This is a genomic window from Mycobacterium neumannii, from assembly GCF_002245615.1.
Lineage (GTDB): Bacteria > Actinomycetota > Actinomycetes > Mycobacteriales > Mycobacteriaceae > Mycobacterium > Mycobacterium neumannii_A.
Genome location: NZ_NKCO01000001.1, coordinates 397,953 through 422,846 on the forward strand (window position 1 = coordinate 397,953; position 24,894 = coordinate 422,846).

Annotated in this window: 24 protein-coding genes; 6 read left to right on the forward strand and 18 right to left on the reverse strand. The window is 67.4% G+C overall.

Going from position 1 to position 24,894, the window contains the following annotated elements; all coding sequences use genetic code 11:
• Positions 1–51 precede the first annotated feature (51 nt).
• The 6 genes from CEX88_RS02080 to CEX88_RS02105 all read right to left on the reverse strand — a co-directional run bounded on the left by CEX88_RS02080 (position 52) and on the right by CEX88_RS02105 (position 6,157).
• A complete protein-coding gene (locus CEX88_RS02080) occupies positions 52–954 on the reverse strand; it encodes a tyrosine recombinase XerC (protein ID WP_094292203.1) in 903 nt (300 codons plus the stop codon).
• Positions 955–987: 33 nt separating this feature from the next.
• Positions 988–2,148 carry a lactate 2-monooxygenase gene (locus CEX88_RS02085; RefSeq protein ID WP_094292204.1) on the reverse strand — a complete coding sequence of 387 codons (1,161 nt, stop codon included), beginning with the start codon at positions 2,146–2,148 and terminating at the stop codon, positions 988–990.
• Positions 2,149–2,172: 24 nt separating this feature from the next.
• Positions 2,173–3,021, reverse strand: coding sequence for a siderophore-interacting protein (locus CEX88_RS02090; protein WP_094292300.1), 849 nt, complete (start codon positions 3,019–3,021; stop codon positions 2,173–2,175).
• 131 nt (positions 3,022–3,152) lie between these two features.
• Positions 3,153–4,280, reverse strand: coding sequence for a DNA-processing protein DprA (gene dprA / locus CEX88_RS02095; RefSeq protein ID WP_238381919.1), 1,128 nt, complete (start codon positions 4,278–4,280; stop codon positions 3,153–3,155).
• Positions 4,277–5,788, reverse strand: coding sequence for a YifB family Mg chelatase-like AAA ATPase (locus tag CEX88_RS02100; RefSeq protein ID WP_094292206.1), 1,512 nt, complete (start codon positions 5,786–5,788; stop codon positions 4,277–4,279). The genes dprA and CEX88_RS02100 overlap by 4 nt, the downstream gene beginning before the upstream one ends.
• On the reverse strand, positions 5,789–6,157 hold the full coding sequence (locus CEX88_RS02105) for a YraN family protein (protein ID WP_094292207.1): 369 nt from the start codon (positions 6,155–6,157) through the stop codon (positions 5,789–5,791).
• Between the two features lie 137 nt (positions 6,158–6,294).
• Between CEX88_RS02105 and CEX88_RS02110 the strand changes: the two genes are divergently transcribed.
• The gene (locus CEX88_RS02110; protein ID WP_094292301.1) at positions 6,295–7,113 is read left to right on the forward strand and encodes a DUF1206 domain-containing protein; all 819 of its coding nucleotides are present in this window, start codon (positions 6,295–6,297) and stop codon (positions 7,111–7,113) included.
• Here CEX88_RS02110 and CEX88_RS02115 read toward each other — a convergent pair whose 3' ends face one another.
• The gene (locus CEX88_RS02115) at positions 7,114–7,485 is read right to left on the reverse strand and encodes a heme-binding protein (protein ID WP_094292208.1); all 372 of its coding nucleotides are present in this window, start codon (positions 7,483–7,485) and stop codon (positions 7,114–7,116) included.
• A gap of 177 nt (positions 7,486–7,662) precedes the next feature.
• Here CEX88_RS02115 and CEX88_RS02120 point away from each other — a divergent pair, with 177 nt between their 5' ends.
• Genes CEX88_RS02120 through CEX88_RS02135 form a run of 4 tightly spaced genes read left to right on the forward strand, consistent with a single transcriptional unit; the run spans position 7,663 to position 13,801 of the window.
• Entirely contained in the window at positions 7,663–8,679 is a 1,017-nt protein-coding gene (locus CEX88_RS02120; protein WP_094292209.1) for an iron ABC transporter substrate-binding protein, read from the forward strand.
• Complete coding sequence (locus CEX88_RS02125; RefSeq protein WP_094292210.1) at positions 8,680–10,260, forward strand: ABC transporter permease; 1,581 nt, start codon at positions 8,680–8,682, stop codon at positions 10,258–10,260.
• An 11-nt stretch (positions 10,261–10,271) separates the two neighbouring features.
• Positions 10,272–11,306, forward strand: a complete 1,035-nt coding sequence (locus CEX88_RS02130) for an ABC transporter ATP-binding protein (protein WP_094292302.1) — start codon at positions 10,272–10,274, stop codon at positions 11,304–11,306.
• Positions 11,306–13,801, forward strand: coding sequence for an AMP-binding protein (locus tag CEX88_RS02135; RefSeq protein ID WP_094292303.1), 2,496 nt, complete (start codon positions 11,306–11,308; stop codon positions 13,799–13,801). Before CEX88_RS02130 ends, CEX88_RS02135 begins: the two co-directional genes overlap by 1 nt.
• Here CEX88_RS02135 and CEX88_RS02140 read toward each other — a convergent pair.
• The 6 genes from CEX88_RS02140 to CEX88_RS02165 all read right to left on the reverse strand — a co-directional run bounded on the left by CEX88_RS02140 (position 13,782) and on the right by CEX88_RS02165 (position 18,218).
• Positions 13,782–14,585 (reverse strand): acyl-CoA thioesterase, encoded by an 804-nt coding sequence (locus tag CEX88_RS02140; protein ID WP_094292211.1) that lies wholly within the window; start codon positions 14,583–14,585, stop codon positions 13,782–13,784. The two genes, CEX88_RS02135 and CEX88_RS02140, sit on opposite strands and share 20 nt — an antisense overlap.
• Positions 14,582–15,802, reverse strand: a complete 1,221-nt coding sequence (locus tag CEX88_RS02145) for a CoA transferase (RefSeq protein ID WP_094292212.1) — start codon at positions 15,800–15,802, stop codon at positions 14,582–14,584. The genes CEX88_RS02140 and CEX88_RS02145 overlap by 4 nt, the downstream gene beginning before the upstream one ends.
• Positions 15,803–15,835: 33 nt before the next feature.
• A complete protein-coding gene (locus tag CEX88_RS02150) occupies positions 15,836–16,576 on the reverse strand; it encodes an HAD-IIA family hydrolase (RefSeq protein WP_420799173.1) in 741 nt (246 codons plus the stop codon).
• 64 nt (positions 16,577–16,640) lie between these two features.
• Positions 16,641–16,985 carry a heme-binding protein gene (locus CEX88_RS02155; RefSeq protein ID WP_064416897.1) on the reverse strand — a complete coding sequence of 115 codons (345 nt, stop codon included), beginning with the start codon at positions 16,983–16,985 and terminating at the stop codon, positions 16,641–16,643.
• Between the two features lie 28 nt (positions 16,986–17,013).
• Positions 17,014–17,310 (reverse strand): hypothetical protein, encoded by a 297-nt coding sequence (locus tag CEX88_RS02160; RefSeq protein ID WP_202931347.1) that lies wholly within the window; start codon positions 17,308–17,310, stop codon positions 17,014–17,016.
• 119 nt (positions 17,311–17,429) lie between these two features.
• On the reverse strand, positions 17,430–18,218 hold the full coding sequence (locus tag CEX88_RS02165) for a spirocyclase AveC family protein (protein WP_066844746.1): 789 nt from the start codon (positions 18,216–18,218) through the stop codon (positions 17,430–17,432).
• Between the two features lie 203 nt (positions 18,219–18,421).
• Here CEX88_RS02165 and CEX88_RS02170 point away from each other — a divergent pair, with 203 nt between their 5' ends.
• The gene (locus tag CEX88_RS02170; protein WP_068197949.1) at positions 18,422–19,078 is read left to right on the forward strand and encodes a TetR/AcrR family transcriptional regulator; all 657 of its coding nucleotides are present in this window, start codon (positions 18,422–18,424) and stop codon (positions 19,076–19,078) included.
• On the opposite strand, the gene CEX88_RS02175 is transcribed toward CEX88_RS02170, so the two are convergent.
• From CEX88_RS02175 to CEX88_RS02195, 5 genes are all read right to left on the reverse strand, one after another.
• On the reverse strand, positions 19,075–19,953 hold the full coding sequence (locus CEX88_RS02175) for a mycofactocin-coupled SDR family oxidoreductase (protein WP_066844753.1): 879 nt from the start codon (positions 19,951–19,953) through the stop codon (positions 19,075–19,077). The genes CEX88_RS02170 and CEX88_RS02175 overlap by 4 nt on opposite strands.
• 64 nt (positions 19,954–20,017) lie before the next feature.
• Positions 20,018–21,286 carry a cytochrome P450 gene (locus CEX88_RS02180; protein WP_068197952.1) on the reverse strand — a complete coding sequence of 423 codons (1,269 nt, stop codon included), beginning with the start codon at positions 21,284–21,286 and terminating at the stop codon, positions 20,018–20,020.
• A complete protein-coding gene (locus CEX88_RS02185; RefSeq protein ID WP_094292213.1) occupies positions 21,283–22,194 on the reverse strand; it encodes an SDR family NAD(P)-dependent oxidoreductase in 912 nt (303 codons plus the stop codon). The genes CEX88_RS02180 and CEX88_RS02185 overlap by 4 nt, the downstream gene beginning before the upstream one ends.
• Positions 22,191–23,414 (reverse strand): cytochrome P450, encoded by a 1,224-nt coding sequence (locus tag CEX88_RS02190; protein ID WP_094292214.1) that lies wholly within the window; start codon positions 23,412–23,414, stop codon positions 22,191–22,193. The genes CEX88_RS02185 and CEX88_RS02190 overlap by 4 nt, the downstream gene beginning before the upstream one ends.
• A 10-nt stretch (positions 23,415–23,424) precedes the next feature.
• A complete protein-coding gene (locus CEX88_RS02195) occupies positions 23,425–24,876 on the reverse strand; it encodes an aldehyde dehydrogenase family protein (protein ID WP_094292307.1) in 1,452 nt (483 codons plus the stop codon).
• Between the last annotated feature and the right edge of the window lie 18 nt (positions 24,877–24,894).

Genomic DNA, 24,894 nt, shown 5'->3' on the forward strand with positions numbered 1-24,894 from the left:
CGGTGCTCGCGGGTGCGCACAGCGCAACCGGCTACACCGAAATCACCGTAGTCAAGCGCGGGGGTGGGCCTGGTCGTGGACAGCGCGCAGCCGTGCGACCGTGACATGGGTGTAGAGCTGCGTGGTGGCCAGGCTGGTATGGCCGAGCAGCTCCTGCACGATGCGCAAGTCGGCGCCGCCTTCCAGCAGATGCGTTGCGGCGCTGTGCCGTAACCCGTGCGGTCCGATGTCGGGTGCGCCGTCTACCGCCGCGACGGTCTGGTGCACGACGGTGCGCGCCTGGCGCGGATCGAGCCGACGACCACGCGCCCCCAGCAGCAGCGCCGGGCCGGAGTCCGCGGTCGCCAACGCCGGCCTGCCGCCATCGAGCCACGCCGTCAACGCCTCCTGCGCGGGCGCACCAAACGGCACCGTCCGTTGTTTGTTGCCCTTGCCGAGGACCCGCAGCAACCGCCGCGGCATGTCGACGTCGTCGATGTCGAGCCCGCACAGCTCGCTGACGCGGATTCCGGTGGCGTACAACAACTCCACGATCAATCGGTCGCGCAGCGCCATCGGATCGCCCTGTTCGGCACCCGATTTCGCGGCCGCCATGGCGTCGAGCGCCTGGTCCTCACGTAACACCGCGGGCAGTTCACGCCGGGCCTTCGGTACCTGCAGCCGGGCCGCGGGATCGGTGTCGATCAGGCCGCGCCGCACCGCCCACGCGGCGAACATCTTGACGGCCGACGTGCGCCGGGCCAGCGTCGTGCGGGCGGCGCCGGCGGCGGCTTGCGCGGCCAGCCACGATCGCAACACCGGCAGACTCAGCGCGTTCAGGCCGACGGTGTGTCCGCGCTCGGCCATGAACCCGAACAGCGACCGAAGGTCACCGAGATACGCGCGACGGGTGTGCTCGGACCGGCCTCGCTCCAGCGCGAGGTACTCGTCGAACTCCTCGAGGACGCCTTCCACGACACCAACCGTCGCAGAGTCCCCCGGCAACGCTCAGGTGACGCGCCGCAGCGTGTCCGGAGTGAGATCGGCGAGGGTGGGATAACCGTCGACGGCCATCGTCAGATCGGCCTCGGCAAGCAGCGATCGCAGCACGTGCACGACGCCGTCCTCGCCGCCGAGCGCCAGTCCGTACGCATAGGGCCGTCCGATCCCGACCGCAGTGGCGCCCAGCGCGAGCGCTTTGACGATGTCGGCGCCGCTGCGGATGCCCGAGTCGAACAGCACCGGCAGCCCGTCGGCCGCCTCCACGACCCCGGGTAGGCAGTCGATGGCCGCCAGCCCGCCGTTGGCCTGGCGTCCGCCGTGGTTGGAGCAGTAGATCGCGTCGACGCCGCCGTCCCTGGCGCGCCGCGCGTCGTCGGGATGACAGATGCCCTTGACGATGAGCGGTAGGTCGGTCAGCGAACGCAGCCACGGCAGGTCGTCCCACGTCAGCGGGTTGCCGAAGAGACCCACCCAGTGCATGACGGTGGCCTGCGGGTTTTCCTCGGGCGGCTGCGGCAGTGCGGCGCGGAACACCGGGTCGCTGGTGTAGTTGGCCAGGCAGCTGCCGCGCAGCTGCGGGAAGTTCGACGTCGACAGGTCCCGTGGCCGCCATCCCGGCACCCAGGTGTCCAGGGTGACGATGATCCCCTTGTATCCGGCGGCCTCGGCGCGGTGGACGAGGCTGGCGGCCAACTCCCGGTCGGTCGGCGTGTACAGCTGGAAAAAGCCTGGCGTTTCGCCGAATTCAGCGGCGATGTCCTCGAGCGGGTCTTCGGTGAGGGTCGACACGACCATCGGCACACCGGTGCGCGCTGCGGCGCGGGCCGTGACGAGGTCACCGTGCCCGTCCTGCGCGCAGATGCCGATTACGCCGATCGGCGCCATGAACACCGGCGAGGGCAATGTCATGCCGAACAGGTCGACCGAGAGGTCGCGTTCGCGCGTGGCGCGGAACATCCGCGGCATCAGACCCCAGTTGTCGAACGCGGTGCGGTTGAGCCGCTGGGTCCGCTCATCCCCCGCGCCGCCGGCGACGTAGGAGTACACCGACGGCGGCATGGCCGCTTCCGCCTTGGCCTCCCACTGCGCGAACGTCATCGGCAGCTTCGGCACGATGCCGGAGAGGCCTTGCAGGTAGATCTCGAACTGGTAGTTACCGAACGTCATGCGGCAAGCGTGCCAGGCCGCCGGTCAGGTAGCGGATTCGGCCTTGGCGAGCTCGGCCTTCCATTGACGGAAGGTCTCCTCGGTGCGGCCGCGACGCCAGTATCCGGAGATCGACGACGCCCATTTGGCCTCCACGCCGCGCTCCTTGCGGATGTAGGGCCGCAGGTTGTGCATGACGGCCTGGGCCTCGCCGTGGATGAACACCTGCACCTGTCCCGGCAGCCACGAGGTCTCCTTGACCGCGGCGATCAGCGGAGCGTGGTCACCGGCCTGATCCTCGGGCACCAGGTCGGCACGCCCGCCCCGATAGATCCACCGCACGTCCACACCGTCGGGCTTCTTCAACGGAACCTCGTCATCGGGCCCGGCGACCTCGATGAAGACTCGCCCGATCGCGTTGTCCGGCATAGCTTCCAGCGCGGCGCTGATCGCGGGCACCGCCGCTTCGTCACCCGCCAACAAATGCCAGTCCGCCGCGGGATCGGGCGCATAGGCGCCGCTGGGACCCATCAGGTAGGCCGGCTGGCCGGGGGTCGCGGCGGCCGCCCAGGGCCCGGCGACGCCGTGGTCACCGTGCACCACGAAGTCGATGCAGATCTCGCGGCGCTCGGGATCGACGCTGCGCACGGTGTAGGTGCGCACGGCGGGCCGCCGCTCCGGCGGCAGCGACGAGAACGAGTCGAGTGTCAGCGGCTGCGGCAACTGGGCGACATCGATGCCGGGATCGACGATCACGATCTTGACGTAGGCATCGGTGAACTCGTTCGGGGTGAACGTGTCGAATCCCGATCCGCCGAGGACCAGCCGGATCATGTGCGGTGTCAATTGCTCGGTACGCACCACTTCGAAGGTGTGTATCGGTCGCGCTGCCACGAAGAATCCCTCCAAAACTCGGCCGACCTGGTCGACCACACTGGTTCCGAGCCGGCCTCACCGACTATACGAGCGGAGGCTGTCGGTCAGGGTTCTACCTCGTACGACCAGCGGCCTTGCCGACAACCGGGTCACCCCGCCGCCAGCTTCCACCTCCCGTCCCGGCCGACCACCAGGCCGGACAACTCCAGGTTGACCAGTGGACCCAGCACCTGACGCGCCGGCAGACCGGAGGCCACCGCGACCTCCTCGGCGGTGCGGCCACCCCGGCGCGGAAGCGCGTCGTAAACGCGCTTCTCGATGTCGCCGAGCTCGTCGAGCGGTGAGGCCGGACGTTGCTCCTCGGGAGCCAGTTCACCCATCCTGCCAACCAGTTCGACGACGTCCGCCGCGCGCGTGACGATCTGCGCTCCTCCGCTCCGTAGCAGCGCATGGCACCCGACCGACGCCGACGACGTCACGGGCCCCGGCACCGCACACACGGAGCGACCGAGCATCCGTGCCCAAGCCGCGGTGTTGGCCGCACCGCTTCGCGCGCCCGCCTCGACCACGACGGTCGCCCCGGACAGCGCCGCCACCAACCGATTACGGGTCAAGAACCGGTGGCGCGCGGGTCGCACGCCGGGCGGATATTCGCTGAGAAGCAACCCGTGTTCGGCGATGCGCTGCAGCAGCGCGGAATGCCCGGCCGGATACGGGACGTCGACGCCACCGGCGAGCACCGCGACGGTCACCCCTTCCACAGCGAGCGTCGCGCGGTGGGCTGCACCGTCGATACCGAACGCACCACCGGACACCACCGCGACGTCGCGCTCCGCCAGCCCGGTCGCGATGTCGCCAGCGACGAATTCGCCGTACGTCGTCGCGGCCCTGGTCCCGACGACTGCGGCGGATCGGAAGGCGACCTCGTCGAGTGCCGCGGGCCCGATCGCCCACAGCACCATCGGCGCATGCGCCTGCGGCCGCAACCGGTCCGGAGCGCCTCCGAACCCTGCGAACGACAGTAGCGGCCACTCGTCGTCGTCGCTGGTGATCAGCCGACCGCCGCGGCCCGCCAACACCGCCAAATCATCAGCAGCACAGTCGATGTCACGACGCGCCTCGGCGTGCCGGTTGACTTCTTCGCCTGCCGAGCCGCGCCGCACCCGCTCCGCGGCTTCCACCGCACCCACCCGCGCCACCAGCGCTGCAAGTGCGGGACAGGGAGGTTCGACGACCCGCGACAGATACGCCCAGGCTTCGGTGGTTTCGTCGGTCACGGCGCACCTCCGGTCGGCCGGAAACTCAACGCGGTGGTGACGTCCTCGAGGGTCGGCGATGTCCGGCCCGCCAGGTCGCTCAACGTCCATGCGACCCGCAACGTGCGATCCATACCACGGACGCTGAGTGTGCCGCGATTGAGCGCCGCCTCGAACGGTTTCATCACCGCCGGGGGCAACCGGAACCTGCGGCGGAGCAACGAACCACTGACCTCGACGTTGGTGCAGATCCCGTGTGGCCGCCACCGCTCGGCAGCAGCGGCACGTGCCGCGGCCACGCGTTCACGCACGACCTCGGTGGACTCGCCGTCCTTGGCGACGATCGCGCCGGCCCGCAGCGAGTGCATTCGCACGTGAAGATCGACTCGGTCGAGCAGCGGACCGGAAAGCTTGCCGAGATAGCGTCGCTTCTCGTGGCCGGTGCACACACAGTCCCGTGGGTCGGGGCGGGCGCACGGACACGGGTTCGCTGCCAGAACCAACTGGAACCGTGCCGGATACCGGGCGATGCCGTCACGGCGGGCGAGGCGAATTTCACCGTCCTCCAACGGAGTACGTAACGATTCGAGCACGCTGCCGCCGATCTCGGCACACTCGTCGAGGAAGAGCACGCCGCGGTGCGCGCGGCTGACCGCGCCAGGCCGCGCGATCCCCGACCCGCCGCCGACCATCGCCGCCACGCTCGACGTGTGATGCGGCGCGACGAATGGCGGGCGGGTGATCAGCGGGGCCTCCTCCGAGAGGAGACCCGCCACCGAGTAGATCGCGGTGACCTCCAGCGCTTCGCTCTCCGAGAGCGCCGGCAGCAAACCCGGAAGGCGTTGGGCCAGCATTGTTTTCCCGACACCTGGCGGGCCGGTCACCATCAGGTGGTGACCACCCGCCGCGGCCACCTCGACGGCATATCGCGCCTCGGTTTGACCGACCACGTCGGCGAGGTCGGCCATCGGTTCGGGTCTCGACGACGGCGACGCGATGCGCCCTTCGAGTCGTTCCTTGCCCTGCAACCACGACCTCAACTGACTCAGCGTGCGCACACCCCACACCTCGATACCCTCGACCAGGCTCGCTTCGGCGAGGTTTCCGGCGGGAACGACGGCCGCCGGCCAGCCCTCCCGCTTGGCGGCCAGCACAGCCGGGAGGATGCCCCTGACCGAACGAACCCGTCCGTCGAGTGCCAATTCGCCGAGTAGCACGGTCTTTTGGAGCCGCGGCCACCGTTCATTCGCGCCGGCCGATAGCACCGACAACGCCAACGCGAGGTCATAAACCGACCCGACCTTGGGCAGAGTCGCCGGTGACAGTGCCATCGTCAACCTGGTCATCGGCCAGTCGCACTTGGAGTTTGTGATCGCAGCCCGGACCCGGGCGCGCGACTCCTGCAGCGCAGCATCCGGCAGGCCGACCAGGTCAACGCTCGGTAGACCGGAACCGATGAAGGCCTCGACCTCGACGATCTGGCCCTCGAGCGCGGTCACCGCCACCGAGAACGCCCGCCCCATCGCCATCTACCCCACCCCCTTAAGATGCGTGATCTCCGGTGTGCGGCTTCGGCCGAGCCGCACCCGGACGACGTCGATGCGCACCTGCGGCCACCCGGTCTCCTGGGCGGCCAGCCACAAGCCGGCGAGCCGCCGCAGCCGACGCACCTTCTGCGGGGTCACGGCCTCCTCGACCCCGCCGAACCGATCGCTCGTGCGGGTTTTCACTTCCACGAAGACCGCGGTGCGGACCGAGTCGTCGACCGCGATCACGTCCAACTCGCCGTACCGGCACCGCCAGTTGCGCTCGAGCACTCGCAGCCCCGACGACCGCAGGTGATCAACCGCGAGTTGCTCGCCCAGCGCGCCGATCTCGGCACGGGTCCATGAAGTCATGGCTTCACCGTCGAGCAGGCCACCGACACATCGACGGCGCCGCGGTGCCGATGGTCCCCGTCATCCCCAACGCCGGCTTCATCCACAGATCGAGCCGGCACCGTTTCGCCGACGTCAAAAAGGGGGTACACGCCGGCATGACCGACAACTCGTTACACGGAGTCGCCGACCGCGCGACCGACAGCGATGCGTTCGAATACACCGCGCGCGCCGGTTTCGCGATTAGCGGCGTGCTGCATCTGCTCGTCGGCTATCTGATCCTGCGCATCGCGCTGGGATCCGGCGGCAACGCCGACCAGTCGGGGGCGCTGGCGACCTTGGCGCAACAGACGGGCGGCGCAGTGCTCCTGTGGGTCGTCGCCGCCGGACTGCTGGCGCTCGGGCTGTGGCGCGTCGCCGAGGCGATTGTCGGCCCGAGACCGGGTGAGGGCTCGGGCCGCTTCCGCGACGACACACCGGCGTGGAAGCGCGTGAAATCGCTCGGCCTGGCCGTCGTCAACTTCGCGATCGCCTTCTCGGCGGCCCGCTTCGCCATGGGCAGCGGACAGCAGAGTTCACAACAGAACGCCGGCTTGTCCGCGCAGATGATGCAATCCGGTTGGGGCAAGGCCGTGTTGGTCGCGATCGCGCTTGGCCTGATCGTGGTCGGCGGGTACCACGTCTACAAGGGCGTGGCGAAAAAGTTCTTCAAGGATCTGCGGGCTTCAGGCGGCACCGGCGTCACCGCCGTGGGTATCGCGGGCTACACCGCCAAGGGGCTGGTTCTCGCGGGCGCGGGTGTGCTCGTGATCGTGGCCACGCTGCAGGCCGATCCTGCGAAGGCGACCGGGCTCGACGCGGCGGTCAAGACACTCGGGCAGGCGCCGTTCGGCAAGTTTCTTCTCATCCTCGCCGCGGTCGGCATCGCCGCGTTCGGGATCTACAACTTCGTCCGCGCCCGGTCCGGGCGGATGTGACTATTCGCCCATCGCCTCGAACAGCATCGCCAACTGACCGGGACTGACGGCGATGCCGCACTGCGCGCGCATATTGGTCAGCGGTGCGGCGATCCCACGCAGGTCGAGGTACTCGTTGGGATGGGCGGTGAAGTACGCCCGCACATTGGCGCGAGCAGCATCGGGCGGCTGCGTCGCCGCGGCGGTCAGCACCTCGTTGGCACCCGGGTGCGACTCCAGGTAGCCGCCCGCTTGGCTGAGCACGCCGCTCGCCGTCGTCGCCAGCCCGCTCGCCGTGCACGGCGCGGCACTCGCCACGGGGACGGCGCCGAAGACGCCGGCCGCCGCCAGCGCCGCTCCGCATACCATTGCTGATCGCTTTGACCTCTTCATCGCCCGTCCTCCGGTGTCTGTGTCCCGAGGCCGACCGCCCCCCCGGGTTGCAAGCAAACTACCCCGCCGAATTGCTCTGCAAACTGCGGGCGGCCAGGCCGACAGGGTATGTTCGTTAGGTAAACCTCAGCTAAAGATTGCGGCCTGACCTGCACGTACCGCGAAAGGACCCCCTGTATGCGATCACGGTGGAGGCGGATCGCCGCCGTCCTGGCAACCCTCGCGCTGACATCCGGCGCCACGGCCTGCTCGGATGGGGGTGAGAGCGACGAACTGCTGATCTACAACGCCCAGCACGAGTCGCTGACCAAGGAATGGATTGACGCCTTCACCGAGGAAACCGGGATCAAGGTGACCTACCGCCAGGGCGGTGACACCGAACTCGGCAATCAGCTTGTGGCCGAAGGGAAAGCATCGCCTGCCGATGTCTTCTTGACGGAGAACTCGCCGGCGATGGCCGCGGTCGAGCGCGCCGGACTGTTCGCCGACCTTGCACCCGAGACTCTCGACCAGGTGCCGCCGCAGTACCGGCCGCCGACCGGTAAGTGGACCGGGGTGGCCGCGCGCAGCACCGTGTTCGTCTACAACACCTCACGACTGCAGCCCGACCAGCTGCCGAAGTCGCTGCTCGACTTGCAGCAGCCGGATTGGAAGGGCCGCTGGGGCGCGCCTCCCACCAAGGCCGACTTCCAGGCTATCGTCTCGGCTCTGCTGCAACTGGAGGGTGAGCCGGCCACCGCGCAGTGGTTGGCGGCCATGAAAGCCAACGCCAAGCTCTACAGCGACAACATCGCCACGCTCAAGGCCGTCAACGCCGGCGAGGTCGACGGCGGGGTGATCTATCACTACTACTGGTTCCGCGATCAAGCGAAAACCAAAGAGTTGAGCGGCAATACCGCGCTGCATTACTTCAAGAACGAGGATCCCGGCGCCTTCGTCAGCCTGTCCGGTGGTGGGGTGCTCGCCTCGGCCGACCGAATGGACCAGGCCCAGCAGTTCATCCGGTTCGTCACCGGCAAGGTCGGCCAGGAGGTGCTCGAGAAGGGCACGTCGTTCGAATACCCGGTCGCCAGTGGCGTGCCCGCGAACCCCGCCCTGCCCCCGCTGAACACTCTGCAGGCGCCGAACGTCGACCCGTCGAACCTCGACGCGCAGAAGGTCACCGATCTGATGACGAAAGCCGGCTTGCTGTAAGTGGTCGCCGCCGCTCCCCCTGTCCCCCCGCCCGCGGCACCGGTGTCGCGGTCGGACAAGGCGGCCCGGCCCGGTCCGCTCATCTCGGTCACCGTCGCAATCCTGGTGGCGGCCACCTGCATCCCGCTGGGATATGTGGCGTGGGCGACGGTCTCGGTGGGGTGGACGCGGGCCTACGAACTCGTGGTGCGCCCACGTGTCGGTGAACTGCTCGTCAACACGGTCGCCCTGGTTCTCGTCACGGTCCCGCTGTGTGTGGTGATCGGTGTCGGCACGGCGTGGCTGGTGGAGCGGACGGATCTTCCGGGCCGGACACTGTGGCGGCCGCTTTTCGTTGCGCCGCTGGCCGTTCCGGCGTTCGTCAACAGTTACGCCTGGATCGGGGTGATCCCGTCGCTGCACGGCCTGACGGCGGGCGTGCTGGTCACCACCCTGTCCTACTTCCCGTTCATGTACCTGCCGGTCGCCGCGACGCTGCGGCGGCTCGATCCCGCCGTCGAGGAATCGGCGCGGGCGCTGGGATCCGGCTCGGCGGGAGTGTTTTTGCGCGTCACGCTTCCCCAGCTGCGACTCGCCATCCTGGGCGGTTCGTTGTTGGTCGGGTTGCATCTTCTCGCGGAGTTCGGCGCGTTCGCGATGTTGCGGTTCGACACCTTCACCGTCGCGATCTTCCAGCAGTTCCAGGCCACCTTCGACGGAGCGGCAGGCAGCATGCTGGCGGGTGTGCTCGTGCTCCTGTGTCTGGCGTTGCTGGTCGTCGAGGCCGCCGCGCGCGGTAACGCCCGGTTCGCCAGGATTGGCTCGGGCGCCCCGCGCACGGTCACATCGATCCACCTGCGCCACACCGTGATTCCGGCGACGATTGCGCTGACGGCACTGGCTGTGCTGGCCATCGGAGTGCCGGTCGGCACGATCCTGCGATGGCTGTGGTTGGGAGGCGGCGAGGTTTGGATCGTCGATGAGATCCTGTCGGCGCTGGGTCAGACCGTCGGATTGGCTTCGGCCGCAGCGGTCGTGACGACTGTGCTCGCGTTCCCGGTCGCTTGGGTTGCGGTGCGCTCGACCGGCTTTCTTGCTCGCGTCGTCGAAGGCGCCAATTATGTGACCAGTTCGCTGCCCGGCATCGTCACGGCACTGGCGCTGGTGACCTTCACGATTCACTTTGTGCGCCCCCTCTATCAGAGCGTGATATTGATCGTGTTCGCCTACGTCCTGTTGTTCATGCCCCGCGCGCTGGTCAACGTGCGGGCCGGCCTCGCTCAGGTTCCGCCGAGCCTGGAGGAGGCGGCCCGGTCGCTGGGCAGTTCGCCGACGGCGACGTTTCTCCGGGTGACGCTGCGGCTCACCGCTCCCGCCGCGGCGGCAGGGGCCTCGCTGGTGTTCGTGGCGGTGGCCACCGAACTGACCGCTACCCTGCTGCTCGCGCCCACCGGGACCCGCACGCTGGCGATGATGTTCTGGTCGTTCTCCAGCGAACTCGACTACGCGGCGGCGGCACCCTATGCACTGGTGCTCGTGGTCCTCGCCATACCGGTGACCTTGCTGCTGTACCGGCAGTCGACGAAGGCGGCGGCACTGTGAGCGTTGCCGAAATGCACGGGCTGGCCAAGGCGTTCAACGGTCACACGGTGCTCGATCACATCGACCTGGAAATGCAGGCGGGCACCATCACCGCGGTCGTCGGGGCGTCAGGCTGCGGCAAGACCACGCTGCTCCGTTTGATCGCGGGATTCGAGACCCCCGACGACGGGATCATCGTCATCAGCGGACGCCAGGTCGCCGGCCCGGACGGTGCCGTCGCGCCACACCGACGCACGGTCGGTTACGTCGCCCAGGACGGCGCACTGTTCCCACATCTGACCGTGGGGCAGAACATCGCATACGGCCTGAACGGACCGCTCCGGCGAGCAGATATTCGCCGCCGGGTCGGCGAATTGCTCGAGACGGTCTCGCTGGATGCCGACTTCGCACCGCGCCGGCCACATGAACTGTCGGGCGGCCAGCAGCAGCGGGTGGCCCTCGCACGGGCGCTCGCCCGCAAACCGGTCGTGATGCTGCTCGACGAACCGTTCAGCGCCCTGGACACCGGCTTGCGCGCGTCAACGCGAAAAGCCGTGGCCCGCCTGCTGATCGATGCCGGTGTCACCACGCTGCTGGTCACTCACGACCAGGAGGAGGCGCTGTCGGTGGCCGATCAGGTCGCTGTCATGCGCGACGGGCGGTTCACCCAGGTGGGACCGCCACAACAGGTGTACCGGCATCCGGCCGACCATTTCACCGCCGCATTCCTCGGCGACTGCATATCACTTCCCTGCACGGTCACCGACGGTATCGCCGATTGCGTGCTGGGACGAATCCCCCTGCACGGTACGAGATCACGTCCGACGGGCCCTGCGACGCTGCTCCTCCGGCCCGAACAGCTGGTCGCGACGGCGGTTTCGGACACCGAGCGGCTCGAGGGCGTCGGGACTGTACTGGCCGTCGAGTTCCTCGGCCACGACGTGTTGTTGACCGTCGACCCCGCCGGCGACGCGGACCCGATCATCGTGCGCCAGCACAGCCTCGATCCCCCGCAGGTCGACGCGAAGGTCCACATCCAGGTGGTGGGAAGCGGAGTCGCGCTGTGATCAACCCCCTGATCGAGCACCTCCGCGGCTACGGCGACAACGTCGCGGTGCACACCGATACGCAGCACATGACCTATGCCGCGCTGGCCGATCGGGTTACTGCCGCCATGACCGACCTCGGCGATAGCAGATCCCTCGTGCTGCTCGAAACGCGCAACGACATCGACACGCTCGTGCACTATCTCGCCGCGCTCGCGGCTGACCATGTGGTGCTCCCCGTCCCAGCCGGGCGGGAGCACTCGACGATCCTGCGTACCTACGAACCCGACACCGTGGTCGGCGACGGCGTGATCCACCATCGCCGCAGGACCGGCGGGCGCCGCCTGCACGAGAACCTGGCGATGCTGATGTCCACGTCGGGCACCACCGGGTCACCGAAGCTCGTCCGGCTCTCCCGCGGCAACCTGCTGTCCAACGCCTGCGCGATTGTCAGCTACCTCGATATCGATGAAACCGACCGTGCGGCGACCACCCTGCCGATGTCGTACTGCTATGGGCTCTCGGTCGTCAACAGTCACCTGCTCCGCGGCGCCGGTCTCATTCTCACGGATCTCTCGGTAACCGACGAGCGGTTCTGGGACTTGTTCCGCCGCCATCGCGGCACCTCGTTCGCGGGTGTCCCCTACACGTTCGAACTGCTCGAGCGGATCAAGTTCGACGCGATGGAGCTGCCGGACCTGAGGTACGTGACGCAGGCCGGTGGGCGCATGCCGCGTGAGCGCGTCCGGCGGTTCGCAGAACAGGCCCGAAACGACGGCTGGCAGCTGTTCGTCATGTACGGAGCGACCGAGGCGACCGCCCGGATGGCTTATCTGCCACCTGAATTGGCGCTGTCGCGACCCGAGGCCATCGGCCGGCCGATACCGGGCGGTTCGTTCACGATCGAATCGACCGCCGAAGGGGCGGACGACGCCGTGGGCGAACTCGTCTACCGCGGACCCAACGTGATGATGGGCTACGCCCGCGGGCCCGACGACCTGGCCCTCAACAAGACCGTCGAATCGCTGCACACCGGCGATCTCGCCCGTCGCGCTCCCGACGGGCTCTACGAAATCATCGGTCGCACCAGCCGGTTCGTCAAAATGTACGGCTTGCGCGTGGATCTGCAACGCATCGAGTCCTTATTGAGCGCCCGCGGTATCACCGCATTCTGCACCAACGACGACGACCGCCTCGTCGTCGCGGCGGCCGGCGCGCACAGTGAACGCGATCTCCAGCGCATCGCGGCCGAGGCCGCCGGCATACCGGCATCGGCCGTACGCGCAGTCGCAGTGGACGAACTGCCGCTGCTGGAGTCCGGCAAACCCGACTACCAAACCGTCCGCGACCTCGCGCGGGGCCCAGACACGATGTCGACCACCGACCTGCGCGAGGTGTTCGCCGACGTGCTGCAGCTCGACCCGGCGGCGGTCGACCCGGACGCGAGCTTCGTCGATCTCGGAGGGAACTCGCTGTCATATGTGGCGATGTCGGTGCGACTCGAGCGAGCGCTGGGCCAGCTGCCCGCCGGATGGCAGCAGCGGCCGCTTCGTGAACTCGAGAGGCTGGTCAAGCGGCCGCGGACGCGGTGGCGGCTGTGGGACGCGACGCTGGAAACCAGCGTGGCGTTGCGGGCTGTGGCGATCATCTTGATCGTCGGTTCGCATGCCGAGTTGTTCGAGCTGTGGGGCGGCGCGCATCTGCTGCTCGGCATCGCCGGGTACAACTTCGGCCGGTTCTGCCTGACCCCGGTGTCGCGCACCAAGCGGGTGCGCCACCTGCGGAACACCATCGGCTGGATCGCGGTGCCTTCGGTGCTGTGGGTCGGCATCGTTTCGCTGTGGACGTCGGATTACACCTGGACGAACCTGTTGCTGGCCAATAAGTTTCTCGGTCCGCATGACAGCATGACGGCCGGCCGCCTGTGGTTCGTCGAAATTCTGGTGTGGACGCTTGTCGCTCTGGCGCTGCTGTTCTGCATACCGGCGATGGACCGGGTCGAGCGTCGGCGTTCGTTCGCGGTTGCCGTGGTGTTCCTGGTCGCCGGGTTGGCGTTGCGCTACGACGTGCTCGGGCTCGACATGGGCCGAGACGCCTGGTTCAGCATGCTCGCGTTCTGGTTCTTCGCCATCGGCTGGGCGGCATCTAAGGCCGGCACGACCTTGCAGCGGGCGCTGCTGACGGCGGTTCTGGCGGTGGCGCTGTACGGCTACTTCGACAGCACGCTGCGAGAGCTCCTCGTGTTCGGCGGTCTGGCCCTGGTGATCTGGCTGCCCAGCATCCGCTGTCCAGCGGCACTGACCGTGGCGGTCGGTGTTCTCGCCGAGGCCTCGCTGTACACCTACCTCGTCCACTACCAGGTGTATGCGATGTTCCCCGGCCACCCCGCCGTCGGCGTGATCGCTTCGCTTGCCGTCGGCATCCTGCTCACCTATCTGGTGACGATGGCGCGTCGAGGGCTGCGGGTACGCCGCAGCCAGAGCGCCTCGGCAAAGCTCAATCCCGCTCCGCGATAAGGCCTTCCTGCGCCAGCGTGGCGACGATGACCCCGTCGGTGCGGATCAGGTTCCCGGTGACGACGCCCCTACCCCGTGCGGCGGCGGGCGACGTCGACTCCAGCATGTTCCACTGGTCGGCGAACACCGGTTGGTGGAACCAGATCGACGAATCCGTGGTGCCGCTGCGGTGCGTGCGCGCCCGCATCGAGTGGCCGTGAACCTGTAGCGCGGGATCGATCATGTACACGTCGCACACATAGACCGCGATCAGGGTGTGCACGATCGGATCGTCCGGAAGCGGCACTGTGGCGCGCCACCAGAGACGGCGGACGAACTCTCCAGAGGAGCTGTCGTCGACGATCCTGATATCGAGTTCCTCGAGCGGCATCGACGGCGCGGGCCCGGCGGGACCGGTGCGCGGTAAGGACTCCGGATCGTACAGCGCGGGGAGTCGGCGCCCGTGCTCCGGGCCGCGGGTGGGCACGGCGAAGGACACCGTGGCCGTCGTCAAAAGCCGTGACTGTTGCCGGGATTCGACACGGCGGGCCGAGGACGTGCGGCCGTCGAAGACGCGTGCGACGGTGTAGTCGACGTCGTCGCCTGCCTCTCCGCCGCGCAGGAACTGCAGGTGCAGGTTCGTCGGCAACCGGTCTCCGTCGACGGTGCGGCCGGCGGCGGCCAGGCTCTGCGCGACGAACTGACCGCCGTAGGCGCGTTTGCCCGCAGGGCCGCTCGCCGGCCCGACCCAGCCGTCTGCTTCCGTCCCGGAGCGCAGCTCGAGCAGGTCGAGCAGCCTGCTCATCCGGCGCGTCCCGTCGCCACCGCGCCCGACGCGACCAGGCCGTCGACCTGATCGGCGGTCAGCCCCAGCCACTCGCCCAACACGGCGACGGTGTCGTCCCCCAGCGCCGGCGACGCGACCGCGGGCGAATACTGTCCGTCGATCGAAATCGGGAGCCCCGGCGCCAGATAGCTGCCGATCCTCGGCTGGTCGAGCGACGTGAACAGCGGGTTGTCGGTGACCTTGTCCTCCGTGGTCGCCTCGGCGAAGGTGCGGTAGCGCTCCCACAGCACCGAGGTCGCCCACAGCGCGGCGCTGATCTCGTCGCCGGTGTGTGCGGTGAACCATTCGGCGAACAATCCGCTCAACGCGTCGCGATGCACGAACCTCTGCCCTTCGTCGGAGAAGTCGGCACCCAGCGTTTCTGCCAGCGCGGCAACCGCTTTCGTCGTACCGGTGAGCTCGGTGAGGTCGCGGAAGTGCCTACCGGTCAACGCGACGACCATGAACGACACCCCGTCGCTGCTGACGAAGTCCTGGCCGTACTGGCCGTACACCGAGTTGCCGATGCGTTCGCGTGCCCTGCCGTTGACCATGACCTCGGTGAAGAAGCCGAGGTTGCCCGCCGTCGCCAGGGCGACGTTCTCCAGCGGGATGCCGATTCGCTGGCCTTCTCCTGTCGCGTCGCGGTGCCGCAGCGCCGTCACGACGGCCAGCGCCGTGTAGAGGCCGCATGCGACGTCCCACGCCGGCAGCACGTGATTCACCGGTGTGGCGAGTTCGGCTGGCCCGGTGACCAGAGGGAAACCGATGCCCGCGTTGACCGTGTAGTCGACCCCGGTGCCGCCGTCGGCGCGACCGGAGACCTCGACATGGATCAGGTCGGGGCGATGCGCTTTGAGCGTTTCGTATGAATGCCATTCGCGCCCAGCCACATTGGTGATCAGGATCCCGCTACTCGCGATGAGCCGCTTGATGACGTCGCGGCCTTCGTCGGAGCGCACGTCAGCGGCGACCGATCGCTTGCCCTTGTTCAGGCCCGCCCAGTAAATGCTCTCGCCCTCGCCGGTGACGGGCCATCGGCGGTAGTCGGCGGCGCCGCCGATCGGATCGACCCGCGTCACTTCCGCCCCGAGCTGGGCCAGCGTCATCCCGGCCAGCGGGACGGCGACGAAGCTGGAGATCTCGACAATGCGCACGCCGGCCAGTGGTCGCGTCGCCTCGGATGTGCTGGTCATCGGGGTCAGTGTAGGCAGCGACCCCGCCGCGGCTCACACCAGTTCGATCGCTTCGGCGATGGACGGCAGCACGCGGCTGGGCCGGAACGGGTACCGCTCGACCTCGTCGACCGTCGTCGACCCGGTCAGCACCAGGATCGTCTCCAGGCCCGCTTCGATGCCCGCGACGACGTCGGTGTCCATCCGGTCGCCCACCATGACTGTGCTCTCCGAATGGGCCTCGATCCGGTTGAGCGCGCTGCGGAACATCATCGGGTTGGGCTTGCCGACGAAGTACGGTTCGCGGCCGGTGGCCTTGGTGATCATCGCGGCGACCGACCCGGTGGCCGGTAGCGGACCCTCCGCGGACGGCCCGGTGACGTCGGGGTTGGTCGCGATGAACCGAGCCCCGCCGAGGATCAACCGGATCGCCTTCGTGATGGCCTCGAACGAGTAGGTCCGCGTCTCGCCGAGGACCACGAAATCCGGTTCGACGTCGGTCAACGTGTAGCCCGCCTCGTGCAGCGCCGTGGTCAGCCCCGCCTCACCGATGACGTACGCCGATCCGCCCGGCAGCTGGTCGGTGAGAAACGATGCGGTCGCCAGTGCGGAAGTCCAGATGGACTCCTCGGGTACGACCAGGCCGGACCGCTTCAGCCGGGCGGACAGGTCGCGCGGCGTGAAGATGGAGTTGTTGGTCAGGACCAGAAAGGGCCGCTGCAGGTCGACGAGCCGCTGCAGGAACTCGGCGGCGCCGGGCAGCGCGTGTTCCTCGCGGACTAAGACCCCGTCCATGTCGGACAGCCAGCACTTCGGTGTGTCGCGCACTGTCCCAGTGTGTCAGCTCCGCTCGCGCTCGTTAGCCCATCGGCAAGTCGGGCATCGCAACGTCGCAGCGCGCCCGGAAGTCGAACGCGGCCTGCCGGACCGCCCGCAGCTCGTCGCGGACCCGCGGATTCGCGTCGAGGTACGCCTTGATCTCCTGCGTCATCTGGTCCCTGGGCTTGCCTTTCAGGCCGGTGAAGAACGCGTTCACCTCCGGATGCGTGAACAGGTATGACGATGTGCCCGCCGAGACTCCGGACATGACGCCGGCCAGGTCGGCGGCCGTGCAGTTCGGCGGATCGGCGGCGGCGGGTGCGGCACCGAAGAGGATCGCGCCGACGAGCACTCCGGCGCCGACAGCACTGCGTCGCAACAACATTGACAACTCCCTTACTCGGATGGGCTTACTAGCGCGGACCCCCGCCGCCGGGGCGGCCCGGTCGACCGATGTCTATCCCGGGGGGACCCGGATCGAGGATGATGTCGACGCCCCAGTCGTCGCTGCAATACCAGGGGTCGACGCAATAGCCGGGATAAGCCGGACCGGCCTGCGGGGCATCGGGTCCCCCGCCGCGTACGGTCCCCTGGGCGCACACGGTGGCCGCGCCCGCGTTCGTGCAGTCCGCCGACGCGACGGGAGCGACAGCGACCGGCGCCATCGAGATCGACACTGCAACCAGTAGGCAGCGATGGACAGATCTCATGGCCGCCTCCCTCTCTCGTAGGCGGGTGCAGGGCCGTCGCGCCCGGGTGCGTCGGCTACCGCGAATCATCGCAGCCTACTTCGCAAACGGTGTCGGGTTTTTCGAATTCGCCGAAGAGCTCAGCGCGGCTGGTTCGGCACGCCCGGGAACAGTTGCTCGGTCGGACCCGATGTCACGTAGCCACCGAGTTTCGTCGCCAGGTGTGGTGCGAACACCGCGCCGTACATGAGATGACCGACCACGACGACGGCGGCGATCGAGAGCAGCGACGATCCGACACGGCTCGTCGATCGCTTGTCCGCCCACACCTCGATCACGTTGCGCCCCCGGGAGTCGACTCGTCCGAGGAGATAGGTGAACACCATCATCTGCAGGCCCATCGCGAACGCGTCGTAGAGCGGGTACTGAAACCTGCTGCCCTCGAAGATCGCCAGACCCGGGATCACGTACCCGTAGTAGAAGACCCCGAGGCGGGGACCGAAGAAGCCGTTGAACAGCAGCGCCCAGCAGAACCCGACGACCAGACCCACGATCAGCAGGGTTTGTGGTCTGCGCCAACCGAATCGCCTAATCAGCCGCCGTCCCAGCCCCGCGCCGATCACCGCCGGCAACACGAAGTAGGGGATGTAGCCGATCGGCACCGATGACGGAAGTCCGCCGCCCCACGTCATGTTCATCGGCCACCACGAGGGCATGCGCGGAAGTGCCGGCGGGAACTGGGCGTACACCGCCCAGTCGTACGGTGCCTCGATCCACGAGAACGAGATCGCCGAAATCGACAGCAGCAGCAGCGGATGGAGGCGGCCGCGCCGGATGCTCAGATACACGCCGTAGGCCAGGAACAACACTCCGCCGACGTAGGCGAAGGACAAGCCGACGATGAGCGCCGGCGTCAGCTCGGTGCTCATCGGTCGTCCTCCGCGACCGCCCTCTCGCCGCGTGCTTCGGGATCGAAGTACAGCACCAAGCCGACGATCAACACGAGCAACCCGAACAAGGTGCCGAGCATGATGAGTTGGCCCATGACCACTTCCCTTCCGCGCCCGCGTCAGCAGTAATAGTGCACACTATTACCGGTGCTCCGGTCAAGGGACGACTATCGTCATGTCCCGTGCCCCAGCGACGTTCGTCGAAGAAGGGATCCGCCCCGGAGGCGCCTGCCGGGCGCAGGGCCCCCGGCGAGGCCCGGCGGCTCCTGCTCGACGCCGCCCGTGAACTGTTCGCGCGCCGGGACTATCGCAGCACCACCACGCGGGAGATCGCCGAGGCGGCAGGCGTCACCGAATATCTGCTGTTCCGGCATTTCGGCTCCAAAGCGGGGCTGTTTCGGGAAGCCCTCGTTCTCCCGTTCACTGACTTCGTCGACGACTTCGGGAAGACCTGGCAGGCCGTCATACCCGACAAGGTCACCGAGGAGGAACTGACCCGGCAGTTCGTCGGCCGCCTCTATGACGTGCTCATCGAGCATCGCGGCCTTCTGTTGACCCTTGTCTCCTCGGCCGGCCTCACCGACGACGAAATCGACAGCGCCGGTATCGCCGATATCCGTCGGGCGCTCACGCTGCTCGGCCAGATCAGCGCCGAAGGTATCCGCCTGCGCGGGCTGCGTTCGGATCAGCCCGATCTTCCCGCGCACTCGACGGTCGCGATGATCGTCGGGATGGTGGCGCTGCGTTCGACCTTCTTCGGCAACAGACCGCCGTCGCGCGAGGCGATCGTTGACGAACTCGTGCAGGCGATCCTGCACGGATTCCTGCACCGGCCTTAGCCGCCAGGCCCGTTGGGCCACTTGAGCAGCGATCCGGCGTCCACGCGGATGTGCTGGCCGGTGATGTAGCGGCTGTCGTCACTGGCCAGAAACACTCCGAGGTTGGCCATGTCTTCGGGCTCGATATACGGAATCGGCATGGCCTGGAAGAGCGTGAAGAGCGGTTCGGCGTCTTCGCGGGTCGGTGTCTTGCCTTCGGCCTTCAGGTCGGGCCGGAAGACGCCGTACATCCCCTCGTTCTGCAACAAGTGGGTGTTGCAGTTGGTGGGGTGGATGGCGTTGATGCGGATCATCCTCGGCGCGAGGTGCAGGCACATCTCGTCGACGTACTCCATCACGATGCGCTTGCTCCAGCCGTAACCCGCGCCGCCGGGACCCATGTCCGGGCTCGTGGTGGTACCGCGGATCATGCCTGCAGTGGAGCCGGTCACGATGACCGACGCACCGTCGGGCAGGTGCGGAAGCGCCACCGCGACGGTGTTCATCACGCCGACCAGGTCGACGTCTGACGCGTCGACGAACCCCATCGGGTCGGGATTGCCCATCGCCATCGGTAAAATGCCGGCATTGGCGACCACGATGTCGATCCTTCCGAGGTCGGCGACCCCCGCCTCCGCCGCTTCCCGAAGTTCGTGTCGCTCACGGACATCGGCGACCCGAGCGACGACGCGCCGTCCGATCTCCTTGACCGCACGCTCGGTTTCGGCGAGATCCTCGGGGCTGGCGAGGGGATAGGGATTGGACGGGATGTCACGGCAGATGTCGACGGCGATGATGTCCGCGCCTTCTTTGGCCATCGCGATCGCGTGCGCGCGACCCTGGCCCCGGGCGGCCCCCGTGATGAAAGCGACCTTGCCGTCGAGCTTTCCGGTCATGTCAATGCTCCTTCGATTCTTGCCGGGTCGTGACACGCGGTGAGGTGCTCGCCGGGCGTCTTCCTCATCCGAGCGAGGTGAACGTGATGTGCAGTTCGCTGAGCCCACGCATGATGAAGGTCGGCTCATAGGTGAAGCGACGGTCGTCGGCGGGACCGTGGTGTTCGGTGGAGATCGCGATGTCGGTCATCCGGTCGAGAATCCGGTTCAACGAGATCCGTCCTTCCGCCCGGGCCAACGGCGCGCCGGGGCAGGAATGGGCGCCGCGGATGAACGCGATCTGCTCGCGAACGTTCGGGCGGTCAGGCCGGAAAATGTTGGGATCGGCGAACTTCCGTTCATCACGGTTGCAGGCGCCGGGCAGCAGCATCACCGTCGTCCCCGCGGGCACCTCGACGTCGCCGATCTTGGTGGTGGTGCGCGCCATCCGGAAGTGGGATTTGACGGGGCTTTCCATCCGCAACGTCTCCTCGAGGAAGGCGGGGATCATGCTGCGGTCGTCGCGGAGCTTCTTCTCGAAGTCGGCGTTGTCGGCGATGAACCGGACCGCGGAGCTGACTAGTTTCGTGGTCGTTTCGGTGCCGGCCGCGAACAGGAAGGTCGACAGATTCATGACGTCCTCGATATCGGGAGTCGAGCCGTCTTCGTGCTTGGCCTGCGCCAGCTCGGTCAGCACGTCCTCCCGGGGAGAGCGTCGGCGATCCTCGATGTAGGAGTAGAACTTCTCGTTGAGCCACTCCAGGGGGTTGTGCGACGTCGGCGCGTCCTTGCCGAGTTCGCCGACTGTCTCCATGGCGAAGACCGCTTTGAATTCCTCATGGTCCTCGACCGGCACACCGAGAAGGTCCGCGATCACCAGCAGCGAGAACGGTTTGGCGTAGGCGGACAGGAATTCACAGCTTCCCCTGTCGAGGAAGGTGTCGAGTTGCCGGTCTGCCAACCGCCACATGAAGTCCTCGTTCTCCTTGAGGCGTTTGGGCGTGATGAGCTTGTTCAGCAGGCCACGGGTGCGGGTGTGCAGAGGCGGGTCCTGCGACGTGATGTGTTCGGCCATCGGCACAGCGGCGCGGTGCTGTTCGATCAGCTCGCTGACGTCGTCGGATTCCCCCGGCCCGAAGGGCATACCCGAGAACGGGCCGGCGACCGATACGCAGGAGGAGAACGCGGGGTCCTTGTAGACGGCGAGCGCCTCGTCGTAACCGGTCACGGCGAGCACATTGAACGGGGTCGCCTGTGCCACCGGGCATTTGGACCGTAGATGATCGAAATACGGATACGGGTCGGGAACAAGAGCCGCATCGGTGAAGAAGTCGACGGTTTCGAAATCGGTCACAAGACACTCCTGGTTGCTTCGGTCACGTAGGCGTCGTCGACACTCATGATCTGGTCGAGGTTCTCGGCGATGTCTTCGGCGGTCAGCGGCTGCTTCCAGACGCCCTGGGTGCGCACGACCGCAAGGCGTGAGACACCACCCATTCCCGTCAGCAGGACCTCACCGGTGAGCGGGCACGACTCGTGCGCAAGGAAAGCCGCTGCGGGAGCGCACAGTTCGGGAGGCATGCTCGCGTTGATCTCGGCCATCATGTCCTCTGACATGCCGTACAGCTCGGCCAGTTGGCGGCCCTGGGAGGCCGACATGCGGGTGTAGGCCCGCGGCGCGATCGCATTGACTCCGATGCCGTGGCCCACGCCCTCGGTGGCGAGGGTACGGGTCAGCCCCCAGACCGCCCCTTTGGCAGCGCCGTAGCTCGTGAGTTCGGGGATGCCGCCGAGCATGGCCTCGGATACGGTGTTGACGATCCGCCCGCGGCCCGCCTTGGCTAGATGGGGCCATGCCGCCCGCGTGACGAAAAGTGTTCCGAAATAGTGCACGTCGAGCATCTTGCGGACCCGGTCCTGTGACAGCGTCTCGAAAAGTCCCGGGTCGTGGACGCCGGCGTTGTTGATCACCGCGTCGATGCGCCCGAACGTTTCGGCTGCGGTGTCGACCACCGCCTGCGCCCCCGACTCCTCGGCGACGGAGACACTGCACGCCACCGCCCGGCCACCGGCTTTCGCGATCTCATCGACCACAGAGTCGGCCGGCCGCGAGCCGCATGCGCGACCGTCGATCTGCGCCCCGTTGTCGGCGACGACGACGCAGGCACCCTTGGCCGCGAGCAGCAGCGCGTGACCGCGGCCGATCCCACGGCCGCCGCCGGTGACGACCACCACCCTGTCGTCAAAGCGCAGATCGGTCACGGGCTGACCGCGGGGTCGAACACGATCGGCAGCGCGGTCGGAGACCGGAACACCTGCCCGCGGATGTAGGCTTCGTCGGCTTCGGGGTCCAGCCGCAGGTTGGGCAGCCGATCCAGCAGGAGGTTGAGCGCGACGCGCATCTCGAGGCGCGCCAGATGCATGCCCAGGCAGACGTGCACGCCGTGGCCCCAGCCGATGTTCGCCTTGGCTTCGCGGAAGATGTCGAACTGATCGGGCTGTGGGAAGCGCTCGTCCTGCCGGTTGGCCGCGCCCAGCACCGGCATCACCGACGAACCCTCGGGGATGTGGACCCCGCCGAGTTCGGTGTCGCGGCTCGCGATCCGGGTGATCATGCTCAGCGGCGGCTCCCAACGCACCGCTTCCTCGATCGCCTGCGGTATCAGCGACCGGTCGGCCAGGATCGCGTCGAGCTGTTCGGGGTTGGACAACAACCCGAACAACAGGTTCCCCAGCGACCGGTACGTCGTCTCCACACCCGCGGGCAGCAGCAATCGCAGGAACGAGAAGATCTCTTCGTCGGAGAGCTTTTCCCCGTCGATCTCGGCCGCGCCGAGCCGGCTGATCAGGTCGTCGCGCGGTTCCTCGCGTCGCGCCGCCAGGATGGGCCGGAAGTAGTCGGCCAGCGCCAAAGACGCCTCCCGCCCGCGCTCGGGGTTGATGGTGAACGACAGCAGCGAGATCGACCACTTCTGGAACTGCGCGTAGTCGTCCTGCGGCAGGCCCAGCAACCCGGCAATGATCAACGTGGGATACGGGAAGTTGAACTCCTTGACGAGGTCGACACGTCCCCGGCCGGCGAAGCGGTCGATCAGCGCATTGCCGATCGGGGTCACCAGCGTATCTTCCCAACGGGCCAGGGCCTTTTGCGAGAACGCCTTCGCCACCAGGGCCCGGTGCCTGCCGTGCTCGGGTTCGTCCATTCCGAGCATCACATGCTTACCGAACACATCCCCGAACGCCTGGATGATGATCGCCGACGAGAACGTCTCGTTGTCCCGCAGCATCTGCTGGGCTTCTTCATAGCGGTAGACCATGACGATCGGCTTACCTTCTTGCCCAGGGATACCCGGGATCTCGATCTTCTGGACCGGTTCTTCGCGACGCAGCCTCGCCAGTTCCGTGTAGGGGTCGCGCACATCGCCCGACACGAAGTCGTCGAACTCGCCGAAGTCCTCGAGGTCCTCGAACAACAGTTGCATGGCGTCCCTCCTACGAACCGGCCGGATAGGCGACGGACTTGATCTCGGTGTACTGGTCGAACCCGGCGACACCGTTCTGGCGTCCGATACCGCTGGCCTTATAGCCACCGAACGGCGTGTCAGCGCCGTACCCGGCGGTGCCGTTGAGTCCGATGAATCCGGCGCGTAGTCGCCTGGCCACTGACAGGGCCCTGTCCAGCGTCCCGGCCATTACGTTGCCCGCCAGGCCGTACGGACTGTCGTTGGCGATGCGCACCGCGTCGTCCTCGTCGTCGAACGGGATCACCGAGAGCACCGGGCCGAAGATCTCCTCCTGAGCGATGGTCATCGCGTTGTCGACGTTGACGAAAAGTGTTGGCTTGACGAAGAATCCCCTGTCCATGCCGTCGGGAGCCTCGGCACCTCCGACGAGCAGGGTCGCACCCTCCTCGACGCCCTTGTCGATGTATCCGCGGATGCGCCCGCGCTGCTTGTCGGAGATGATCGGTCCGCACAGCGTGCCCAGATCCTGCGGATCCCCGGGCGCGACACCTTCGTAGATGCCCTTGAGGATTTCGACGCCTTCGTCGTAGCGCGAACGCGGCAGAAGCAGCCGGGTCGGGTTGGCGCAGCCCTGACCCGCGTGCATACACGGCGCGATGCCCATCATGCAGCCCAGCGCGAAGTCCGCGTCCTCGAGCACGATGGTCGCCGACTTGCCGCCCAGTTCGAGGAACAACCGCTTCATCGTCGCCGCGCCCTTCTCCATGATCCGCCTGCCGACGACGGTGGATCCGGTGAACGAGATCAGGTCCACCTTCGGTGACAGGGTGAGTTCTTCACCGACGAAGTGATCCGAGGCGGTGACGACGTTGACGACACCCGGTGGGATGTCGGTGTTCTCGGCAATCAGCCGCCCCAACCGGGTGGCGTTGTACGGGGTGTTGGGCGCCGGCTTGAGTACGACGGTGTTACCCGTACCGAGGGCTTGCCCGATCTTCTGGATGGTGACCTCGAAGGGGAAGTTCCACGGCACGATCGCCCCGACCACGCCGACGGGCTCGCGCCAGACCTTGCGGGTGGTGTTGACCCCGGTGACCGACACGAGCGCATCGCCCAGTGATGTCTCCCAGGGATATTCGTCGATCAGCCGGGCCGGGTACTTCAGGGCGTCGGATAACGGCGCATCGAGTTGGGGGCCGTGGGTGATGGCACGCGGACAGCCCACCTCGAGGATGAGTTCCTCGCGCAGCTCTTCCTGCTCGGACTCGAGTGCCTCCTGAAGCTGCAGCAGGCACCGTTGCCGAAACGCATGATCCGTGGACCAATTCGTCTCGTCGAACGCTCGCCGCGCCGCGTCGATCGCGCGGTGCATATCGGCCTTCGAGGCATCGGCGACCTCGCCGAGCACCTCCTCGGTGGCCGGGTTGATGTTGGTGAAGGTGCCTGCCTCACCGTCGACGAGCTTGCCGTCGATCATCATCTTCGATTCGAAGCGAAC

What these genes read in the sequence shown, in the direction of transcription:
- CEX88_RS02085 (WP_094292204.1), bottom strand. Translation starts at nt 2,148, where the DNA reads ATGACGTTCGGTAACTACCAGTTCGAGATCTACCTGCAAGGCCTCTCC.
- CEX88_RS02100 (WP_094292206.1), bottom strand. Translation starts at nt 5,788, where the DNA reads ATGGCGATGGGGCGGGCGTTCTCGGTGGCGGTGACCGCGCTCGAGGGC.
- CEX88_RS02105 (WP_094292207.1), bottom strand. Translation starts at nt 6,157, where the DNA reads ATGACTTCATGGACCCGTGCCGAGATCGGCGCGCTGGGCGAGCAACTC.
- CEX88_RS02110 (WP_094292301.1), top strand. Translation starts at nt 6,295, where the DNA reads ATGACCGACAACTCGTTACACGGAGTCGCCGACCGCGCGACCGACAGC.
- CEX88_RS02115 (WP_094292208.1), bottom strand. Translation starts at nt 7,485, where the DNA reads ATGAAGAGGTCAAAGCGATCAGCAATGGTATGCGGAGCGGCGCTGGCG.
- CEX88_RS02120 (WP_094292209.1), top strand. Translation starts at nt 7,663, where the DNA reads ATGCGATCACGGTGGAGGCGGATCGCCGCCGTCCTGGCAACCCTCGCG.
- CEX88_RS02130 (WP_094292302.1), top strand. Translation starts at nt 10,272, where the DNA reads ATGCACGGGCTGGCCAAGGCGTTCAACGGTCACACGGTGCTCGATCAC.
- CEX88_RS02140 (WP_094292211.1), bottom strand. Translation starts at nt 14,585, where the DNA reads ATGAGCAGGCTGCTCGACCTGCTCGAGCTGCGCTCCGGGACGGAAGCA.
- CEX88_RS02145 (WP_094292212.1), bottom strand. Translation starts at nt 15,802, where the DNA reads ATGACCAGCACATCCGAGGCGACGCGACCACTGGCCGGCGTGCGCATT.
- CEX88_RS02150 (WP_420799173.1), bottom strand. Translation starts at nt 16,576, where the DNA reads ATGGACGGGGTCTTAGTCCGCGAGGAACACGCGCTGCCCGGCGCCGCC.
- CEX88_RS02155 (WP_064416897.1), bottom strand. Translation starts at nt 16,985, where the DNA reads ATGTTGTTGCGACGCAGTGCTGTCGGCGCCGGAGTGCTCGTCGGCGCG.
- CEX88_RS02160 (WP_202931347.1), bottom strand. Translation starts at nt 17,310, where the DNA reads ATGAGATCTGTCCATCGCTGCCTACTGGTTGCAGTGTCGATCTCGATG.
- CEX88_RS02165 (WP_066844746.1), bottom strand. Translation starts at nt 18,218, where the DNA reads ATGAGCACCGAGCTGACGCCGGCGCTCATCGTCGGCTTGTCCTTCGCC.
- CEX88_RS02175 (WP_066844753.1), bottom strand. Translation starts at nt 19,953, where the DNA reads ATGACCGGAAAGCTCGACGGCAAGGTCGCTTTCATCACGGGGGCCGCC.
- CEX88_RS02190 (WP_094292214.1), bottom strand. Translation starts at nt 23,414, where the DNA reads ATGCAACTGTTGTTCGAGGACCTCGAGGACTTCGGCGAGTTCGACGAC.
- CEX88_RS02195 (WP_094292307.1), bottom strand. Translation starts at nt 24,876, where the DNA reads ATGATGATCGACGGCAAGCTCGTCGACGGTGAGGCAGGCACCTTCACC.